This window comes from Pantoea septica (genome assembly GCF_002095575.1).
Classification (GTDB): Bacteria; Pseudomonadota; Gammaproteobacteria; order Enterobacterales; family Enterobacteriaceae; genus Pantoea; species Pantoea septica.
On the sequence record NZ_MLJJ01000021.1, the window covers coordinates 72701 to 81308 of the forward strand.

Genomic DNA, 8608 nt, shown 5'->3' on the forward strand with positions numbered 1-8608 from the left:
ACCAGAAACTGACCCAGGAAGTCATCCCACCATGTCCATTCAAAAAATCGCGAAGCTGGCCGGCGTCTCCGTTGCCACGGTCTCTCGCGTCATCAACAACAGCGACAGCGTCAAGGAAGTCAACCGGGATAAGGTGCTGAAGGCGATAGAAGCCAGCAACTATCAACCTAATCTGCTGGCGCGGCAGCTTCGCACCGCGCGCAGCTCGATGGTGCTGGTGCTGGTTTCCGATATCTCCAACCCGTTTTGCGCGGAAATCGTCAAGGGGATCGAGGAGCAGGCGGAGCAGAACGGCTATCGCATTCTGCTGTGCAACTCCGGCGCCGATATCAATCGTTCACGCTCCAGCCTACAGCTGCTGGCGGGGAAAATGGTGGAGGGCGTGATTACCATGGACGCCTTCACCCGACTGCCGGAGCTGACGCAGCTTATCGGCGATATGCCCTGGGTGCAGTGCGCGGAATATGCTGATGCCGGCGATATCTCCTGCGTGGGGATCAACGATACCGACGCGGCGCGCCAGCTGGTGGCCCATCTGGCCGACGGCGGCCGTCGTCATATCGCCCTGATCAACCACGATCTCAGCTACAAGTATGCCCAGCTGCGCCAGCAGGGCTATCAGCAGGAGCTGGAGAGCCGTGATTTGCGCTGGCAGGCGATCGGCTACGCCAGCGATCTGAGCTTTAGCGCCGGTAAACAGGCGATGCAGGCGCTACTGAGGCGCGACACCCGGCCCGACGCGGTATTTGCCGTATCGGATACGCTGGCGGCTGGCGCGATGTCCGCCATTGAGTCCGCGGGTCTGCGCATTCCGCAGGATATCGCCGTGGCCGGTTTTGACGGCAGCGAACTCGCTGAAATCGTTACGCCGGCGCTCACCACCGTTGCTCAGCCGTCGCGCGAGATTGGCCGCACCGCCTTTGACCTGCTGCTGAAAAAAATCGCCGATCCGCTGGCCCCCACGGAACGGGTGATGATGGCGTGGCGGCTGATTTTGCGCGCCAGCGCCTGAGGAAAAACCCTGCGCCGGTCAGGTTAACTTATTAATGGCGTATTCATGCCTTATACATTAATCGGGCGAAATTCCCCAAGTGAACTTTTTCATTAATAAAAGTCAGCCATAAGTCGGATGTGAAAATATCAGCGCGCGTTTTTCATAATGGGTTTAATTATAAATTTCGCCTGTTTCTGTTTGATGGCCACGAACATCAGCTAATGTGCAAAGGTATTCAGCTGGAGCGGCTTTCGCTCTGTAAAGGGGCCTGGTGAAAGGTGCCTGGCCGCGGCAGCGAAATGCTGACGGGCAGGTGCTAAAAGCCTGTCAGGCCGGCAAGTTCCGGGCAAAAAAAATCCCGCTTCGTGAGTCGTTGGCGACCGGTAGGCTGAAGCGGGATAGCCATAATGGCTGACACCAGGGAAATGCATAACCCATACGCCTGCTATTTTAATCCAATAATTTTATTCCGCTAAATAATTACGTTGCGATAACTATTGGCGTTGATCTAAATCAAATCCTAACCCGGGTGGTTTCCACAAGTAATGCTGTTTATTTAAGGTGCTACTTATTTTTCACGTCCGGTTGTCAATATTATCGCCCGTTCGATCAGACGGACCTATATTAAAATGTCGCTTATGATCAAAAGCCAGAGAAAATAAAATGTTTAAGCAATTGATCGCGGCTCCCACAATATTGCTGGGATCTACCGCAGCGTCGGGCTGCGTAATGGCTGAGGGAGGAGGGCTTCACCGCTATGCGCCATCCTCGAACGCGCATCATCATCGCGCATCCGGCGCTTCATACCCTATGGGGTGCCGCCCGCGCCGGACAGCGCTTCTCAACATCCGGGCCCGCTCGCGCGGGCCGTTGCTTTCTGCTTAGCCCGGCCCCTCGCTGCCCGCCGCCAGCAGCGGCACCAGCACATCGCTGATGGGCGTCGCGATACCGTGCGCGCGGCCGTAACGCTGTATCACGCCATTGCGGATCTCCCACTCCAGCGGGCGATTCGCCTGCCGGTCGGCGAGTATCGAGGTGCCTAAATCCGCTGGCGCCTGATGAAAAACGTCAAGGATCTCCTGCGGCACCTTATCGCTCAGGGCCGCGCCCTGCGCCCGCGCGACGCTCAGGCACTCGCGCAGATAGTCCAGCGCCAGCGCGGTGATATCGGCGCGCGCAAACATGCCGGCGCGGCGATTAGCCAGCACCATCAGGCCCGCCACCGCGTTCTGCAACAGTTTGCGCCAGGCGATCGAGACAAAGTCCGATGAGAGCGCCACCGCGCAGCGCGTGCCGCTCAGCGCCTCCACCACTGGCTGGGCCTGCGGCCGATCCGGCAGGGTCAGGCGCGGCACAGCGCGCAGCCAGACCGAGGCATCCGGCTCGCGCTGCGCCGGAAACCACACCACCGCAGGGAGCACGACGGCGCCATTCACCCAGGGTTGCAGCAGAGCCTGCTGCTCGACGCCGTTTTGCAGCGCGCACACCACGCTGTTTTTGCCGCACAGCCTCGCCAGCCAGTCGGCGCAGTCGGCGATCTGGGTCGTTTTCACCGCCACGAAGACCAGATCGAAAGGGCGCTCGATAGCGGCCGGATCGGTCACGACGGGACCGGGCACCACGGTTTCACCCCGATCGTGGCGCAGTAAAAGCTGCGGGTGCGCGGTGCGCCCGCACAAAAGCGGCGTGCGGCCCGCTTCATGCAGCGCGGCGGCGATGGTGGTGCCAATCGCGCCCGGACCCAGCAGCGCAGTGGTGAAGCGATCTGACATGGTAAGCTCTCCTGACTGGATTAACTCATCATAAAGGCGCCCGCGGCAATCACCGCGCACGCCAGCGTTTTCCCGATCGTTAAGGTTTCGCCGAGGAACAGATAGCCCAGCACGGCGGCAAACAGCACGCTGGTCTCGCGCAGCGCGGAAACCGCGCCCATCGGCGCAGAGGCCATTACCTCAATAATAATGCCGTAGGCCAACAGCGAGACCAGCCCGCCCGCGGCCGCGGCCGGCAGGCCCGGGCGCCAGCGCAGCAGGCTTTTCGCATCGCGCAGCGCGATATAGAGAGCCGGCATCAGCACGCCCCAGCACGCGCTCATCCACAGCGTATAGGAGAGCGCGCTGCCGGAGAGGCGCGCTCCGATACCGTCCACCACGCTGTAGGCGGCGATAAACGCGCCGGTCGCCAGCGGATAGCGCAGATCAGGCATTCGCGCTTTGCCGCCGCTTATCGCCAGCAGCAGGATGCCGCCGGAAATCAGCGCAATGCCGAACAGAGAGTGCAATTCTATCTTCTCTCCGGCGACGATCGCCGCTGCGCAGGTCACCATCAGCGGCGACGAACCGCGCGCAATCGGATAGCTCTGCCCCAGATCGCCGCTGCGGTAACTGCGCACCAGGCAGAGGTTGTAGCCGACATGCAGCAGCGCCGATAGCAGCGCCCAGGGCCAGCTGGCGCGCGCCGGCATCGGCATGAAGGGCGCGATAAGGGCGCAAACCGCGGCGATGGTCAGGCACATGATGCTCATCGACCAGAGCCGATCGCCGCCGCCGCGCAACAGGGCATTCCAGCCCGCATGCAGCAGGGCGGCAAATAAGGTCAGTAAAATAAGATAGCTGGACATGGGGTGATGCTATCAGCCCGTGCCCCAATGAAAAGCGAAGTCTCGTCATTGCCGTATGAGCAATGGCTCATACGTCAGGCATAGCTGCGTTGCGCCTTGCGAGATTGCTCCAGCAGCCAGCGGCGAAAGGTCAGGACAGGCGGCTCGGCTTCAATCCCCTTCGGGCAGACGAAGTAATAGGCGGCCGGTGAGGGAGAAGGAATGGCGAACAGCCGCACCAGCGAGCCTTCCGCCAGCTCTTTTTCAACGTGTCCGCTGCGCGCCAGCGCGATGCCCTGGCCCAGCAGCGCGGCCTCAAGTGTCATATTGGTGTCGGCGAAGCGCACGCTCTCGTGCAGCACATCGATCGGAATGCCGTTCAGTCTGAACCAGACGTCCCATTTCGGCACCAGACCGGCGCCGTCGCGCGTCAGCAGCGGGTAGCGCAGCAGCTCGGCCGGCTCTTCCGGGACGCCGAAGCGCTGCAGCAGCGCCGGGCTGGCGACCGGAAAGAGCTGCTCGCGGAACATAAACTCCGTGTGCAGCGCCGGGTAGTTTCCCTGGCCGAATCGGATGGCCACGTCTGGGTCGGTGCTGGCGAAGTTGATGGCGCTGTCGGTGCTTTCCAGCGTCACCAGAATCTCCGGGTGCAGGCGCGCTAAATCGGGCAGGCGCGGCAGCAGCCACTTAAGGGCGAATGAGTAGGTGGTGCTGACGCGCAGCCGCACGCGCCCCTTTTGCTCGCGCAGATCGGCAAGCGTGGTATCCAGCTTGCTGAAGAACTCGCGCACCAGAGGGGCGAGGGCGGCGCCTTCGGGCGTCAGGCTCAGCGTTTTACCACGCTGAAAGAGCTGCACGCCCCAGACGGCTTCCAGGTGCTTCAGCTGGTGGCTGACCGCGCTTTGCGTTACGCACAGCTCTGCGGCGGCCGAGGTAAAAGTGGCGTGGCGCGTCGCGACTTCAAACGCGCGAAGCGTCGCGGTAGGGGGCAAATCACGCATCATCTGTTCCTGTTTATGAGCTATGACTCATGACACATTAAGGCGAATGCTGCTCAAAAGACAGCGTGACGGCCCTGTCGCAGTAAACGGCTTTTCGTCATTAAACTGAAATAACCAGAAACATCCAGAAATCCCCGGGTTGCACCTCTGGCTCACACCATCGAAAGCGATGTTAGCGCTATTTTTCTCCGCAGCGTGCCGTTTAATAAGCAATATATGTTGATAAAATCGGCGAGATCTGACCAGTTGCCGCTGGCTCAGCCTTGTCTTGATTAACGCTATAACATAAGTTCCTTTACATATTAACAACCTTTTTAACATGCGGGTTGCGCCTGGGTCTGGCCGGGTTACACCTGCGCTATCATCCATCCGACGAGGTTAAAGGTTATGACGCAACAAGACAGCAGCATGGCGGTATTACGAAAGAATAAGCGGGTGCTCATTGCAAGTCTGACGGGTAGCGCCATCGAATGGTTCGACTATTTTCTTTACGGCACCGCCGCCGCGCTGGTGTTTAACAAAGTCTTCTTTCCGATGGTCGATCCGGTTATCGGCCTGATACTCGCCTATCTCTCTTTCTCGCTGACCTTTTTCATTCGTCCCATTGGAGGCGTTATCTTCGCCCAAATCGGCGACCGTATTGGACGCAAGAAAACGCTGGTGCTGACTCTGTCGCTAATGGGCGGCGCAACGGTGCTTATCGGGCTGTTGCCTACCTATGAAATGATCGGCCTCTGGGCGCCGGCGCTGCTGATCCTGATGCGCGTGATCCAGGGTATCGGCATCGGCGGCGAATGGGGCGGGGCGCTGCTGCTCGCCTATGAATATGCGCCAGAAAAGCGCAAAGGCTTTTTCGGCAGCATTCCTCAGGCGGGCGTAACCATCGGCATGCTGATGGCGACCTTTACCGTGTCGCTGATGACGATGCTGAGCGATGAGGCGTTTCTCTCCTGGGGCTGGCGTATTCCGTTTCTGCTGAGCGCCGTGCTGGTGCTGCTGGGATTATGGATACGTAAGGGTATCGATGAAACGCCAGAGTTTAATAAGGTTAAACAGGCAGGGCAGTTGGCTAAAACGCCGCTGCGCGACACCCTGACGCACCACTGGCGGGAAGTCTTGATCGCGGCCGGGTTGAAAGTGGTAGAAACCGCGCCGTTTTATATTTTCTCTACTTTTGTCGTCAGCTATGCCACTACCACGCTTAGCTATCAAAAATCGCAGGCGCTGGAAGCGGTCACGCTGGCGGCGCTGGTTGCCACTATTATGATCCCCCTGATGGGGCTGCTCTCCGACAAGATTGGTCGCCAGCGAATCTATGCGATCGGCGTTGTCGCGCTGGGCCTGTTTATTTTGCCCTGGTTTTGGCTGCTCGATACCGGCGCGACATGGGGCATCGTACTGGCCACGCTGATCGCCTTTGGCATTCTCTGGGCGCCGATTACCGCCGTGCTCGGCACGCTTTGTTCTGAAATTTTCAGCGCCAACGTGCGCTATACCGGCATTACGCTGGGCTATCAGCTGGGCGCAGCGCTGGCAGGCGGTACGGCGCCGCTTATCGCCACCGGGCTGCTGGCGAAATATGACGGCGACTGGATGCCGGTTGCCTGTTATTTGATGGTAACCGTCGCTATTTCTCTGGTGGCGATTTTCTGCGCCAGCCGGGTTAAGCGCGAGACGGCAGCTCTTAACCCGGCGCAGGTTCAGGCGCAGAAGCACTGAACCCACCACGGCGCGCCAGCTGGATGATTGACGTCCCGACCGCCCGTCAGGAGACGGGCCGTCGATCGCGAACGGCGCTTTCAGGCGCGACAGCGTCGCCAGCGCGGACAAAATTCGCTACTATCCGCGCTCATCTTTCAACGGACCGCCTGATGTCACCTATTGTCGATACCTTTATCGCCCCGCCGTGCCTGGAACAGATAGAGACGCTCTATCAGGATGACCATCTGGTGCTGATCAACAAACCCGCCGGCCTGCTTAGCCTCTCTGGAAAAAATCCGCTCAACCTGGATTCGGTGCACTACCGGCTGGCGGCGCGTTTCCCCGGCTGCACCCTGGTGCATCGACTGGATTTCGGTACCTCGGGGCTCATGGTGATAGCGCGCAACAAAGCTGTTAACGCCGCGCTCTGCCAGCAGTTCAGCCAGCGCACGGTGAGCAAAGGCTATAGCGCGCTGCTGTGCGGACACGTGACGGAGGATGAGGGGATGATCGAGGCGGCGATCGCCAAAGATCCGGCGCGCTTCCCGCTAATGGCGATATGCGCCGCGAGCGGCAAGCCCGCGCGATCTCGCTATCGTGTCGTTGAGCGCTTGTACCAGGCGGGGGAAGGCGGCGTGGCGCTGCCGTTGACGCGCGTCGCGCTGACGCCGGAAACCGGACGCACCCATCAGCTGCGCATTCACTGCCAGCTGCTGGGTCATGCTATTTTAGGCTGCGATCTTTATGGCGGGCGTCTGCTGCCGGGCGCAGACCGCGCGCCGCGGCTGATGCTGCACGCCAGCGAGCTGCATTTTACCCATCCGGTGAGCGGCGAGCGGATTGAGGCGCGCCATGCCAGCCCGTTTTAACCGCGTTTCAGTGGGCGTAGGCCTCCACAGCGCGCGTTGGGGCCGGCATCACCACATCAGATCGTCAGGCACCTTAAAGTCGGCGTAGGGATCGTCTTCATCCTGCTCTTCCTGACTGAGCGCGCTGTGTAATACGATGCTGTTGGCGTCGCGCTGCGCGATCTTATCGGCGACGCTGGCGGGGATAATGGCGTACTCGCTTTCGCCGTTCTCCGCCGCCAGGCGCGCAATGGCGAGCCGGCCGCTAATCAGCTGCGCCTGGGTCGCCTTGTCTACCTCGATCTTTTTGATCAAATTATTATCGGTGAAGTTGAAGCCAATATTGCCGCGTGAAATGTCGATGCGGTTCATCTCAATCAACTGCTTGATCTGCGCCTTATACTCGCGCGACAACGCCGCCTGTTTTTGCTGTTCGTTAAGCAGCTTATCGCGCTCCAGCTGCGCCTTTTTATTCTCTTCCACCGCCTGTCTTGCCTCGCGCGCCTGAACGCGCGATTTTTTGGCGGTTCTCTGCACCTTGTCCATTTTCTTGCTGCTGACCAGGCCAGCTTTGAGCATCTGCTCTTGTAAGGTAAGTTTCGTCATCGTTGTTTCTAAGCCCGTTGAAAAATTTTTCTGATTATACCTGTAAATCGGGTAGACGCCGAGGCCGCCTGCCCGATCCCGGCCTTCCTGGATCGCTTCGGCAAGAGCATGCCCAGGTTACCTTGCGCTTCGCCGCGCATAAAAAAACCTCGCCATCGCGAGGTTTTTGAGGAGATGCCGTTTTATCAGGCGAGTTTGAAAATCGCGGTCGAGCGGCTGAGCTGTGCCGCCTGATCTTCCAGCGACGCGGCGGCGGCGGCGGCCTGTTCCACCAGCGCGGCGTTTTGCTGGGTCACCTCATCCATTTGCGTGATGGCGATGCCGACATGCTCGATGCCGTTAACCTGCTCGCCGGAGGCGGTGTAAATTTCCGACATCAGCGTCGAGACGTCGCCGATCGCCGTCACGATGCCGGTCATGGTTTTGCCCGCCTGCGCCGCCAGGTCGGTGCCTTCCGATATGCGATGATTCGAGGCTTCGATCAGCGATTTAATCTCTTTCGCCGCCGTCGCGCTGCGCTGGGCGAGGGCGCGCACTTCGCTGGCCACCACGGCGAAACCGCGACCCTGTTCACCGGCGCGAGCCGCTTCCACCGCGGCGTTGAGCGCCAGGATATTGGTCTGGAAGGCGATGCTTTCAATGGTGCCGATAATATCGACCACGCTCTTCGAGCTATCGAAAATAGCGGCCATGGTCGTAACGACTTTATCCACCACTTCGCCGCCCTGCTGCGCGACCTGTGAAGCGTCGGACGCCAGGCTGCTGGCGTTTTGCGCGTTAGAGGCGTTTTGTCGGACGGTGGCGGTCAGCTGCTCCATGCTCGCTGAGGTCTCTTCCAGCGAGGCGGCCTGCTGCTCAG

General features: G+C 59.9%; 8 protein-coding genes. 3 read left to right on the forward strand and 5 right to left on the reverse strand.

Annotation, left to right across the window (positions count from 1 at the left end; translation table 11 throughout):
- Positions 1-31 precede the first annotated feature (31 nt).
- Positions 32-1012, forward strand: a complete 981-nt coding sequence (locus tag HA46_RS13080; RefSeq protein ID WP_084884731.1) for a LacI family DNA-binding transcriptional regulator — start codon at positions 32-34, stop codon at positions 1010-1012.
- 863 nt (positions 1013-1875) lie between these two features.
- On the opposite strand, the gene HA46_RS13085 is transcribed toward HA46_RS13080, so the two are convergent.
- The 3 genes from HA46_RS13085 to gcvA form a co-directional block, all read right to left on the reverse strand.
- A complete protein-coding gene (locus HA46_RS13085) occupies positions 1876-2766 on the reverse strand; it encodes an oxidoreductase (protein WP_084884733.1) in 891 nt (296 codons plus the stop codon).
- Positions 2767-2786: 20 nt separating this feature from the next.
- Entirely contained in the window at positions 2787-3614 is an 828-nt protein-coding gene (locus HA46_RS13090; RefSeq protein WP_084884735.1) for an EamA family transporter, read from the reverse strand.
- 74 nt (positions 3615-3688) lie between these two features.
- The gene (gene gcvA / locus HA46_RS13095; RefSeq protein WP_033790162.1) at positions 3689-4594 is read right to left on the reverse strand and encodes a transcriptional regulator GcvA; all 906 of its coding nucleotides are present in this window, start codon (positions 4592-4594) and stop codon (positions 3689-3691) included.
- Positions 4595-4981: 387 nt separating this feature from the next.
- Between gcvA and HA46_RS13100 the strand changes: the two genes are divergently transcribed.
- Together HA46_RS13100 and HA46_RS13105 are read left to right on the forward strand one after the other, a co-directional pair.
- Positions 4982-6313: an MFS transporter gene (locus HA46_RS13100; RefSeq protein ID WP_084884738.1), complete on the forward strand. Its 1332-nt coding sequence runs from the start codon at positions 4982-4984 to the stop codon at positions 6311-6313.
- Between the two features lie 152 nt (positions 6314-6465).
- On the forward strand, positions 6466-7164 hold the full coding sequence (locus tag HA46_RS13105; protein WP_084884740.1) for an RluA family pseudouridine synthase: 699 nt from the start codon (positions 6466-6468) through the stop codon (positions 7162-7164).
- A 48-nt stretch (positions 7165-7212) separates the two neighbouring features.
- On the opposite strand, the gene HA46_RS13110 is transcribed toward HA46_RS13105, so the two are convergent.
- The gene (locus tag HA46_RS13110) at positions 7213-7749 is read right to left on the reverse strand and encodes a DUF2058 domain-containing protein (protein WP_033790155.1); all 537 of its coding nucleotides are present in this window, start codon (positions 7747-7749) and stop codon (positions 7213-7215) included.
- Positions 7750-7934: 185 nt separating this feature from the next.
- Positions 7935-8608, reverse strand: a 674-nt coding sequence (locus HA46_RS13115; RefSeq protein ID WP_244277523.1) for a methyl-accepting chemotaxis protein, incomplete at its 5' end; no start/stop codon positions are given.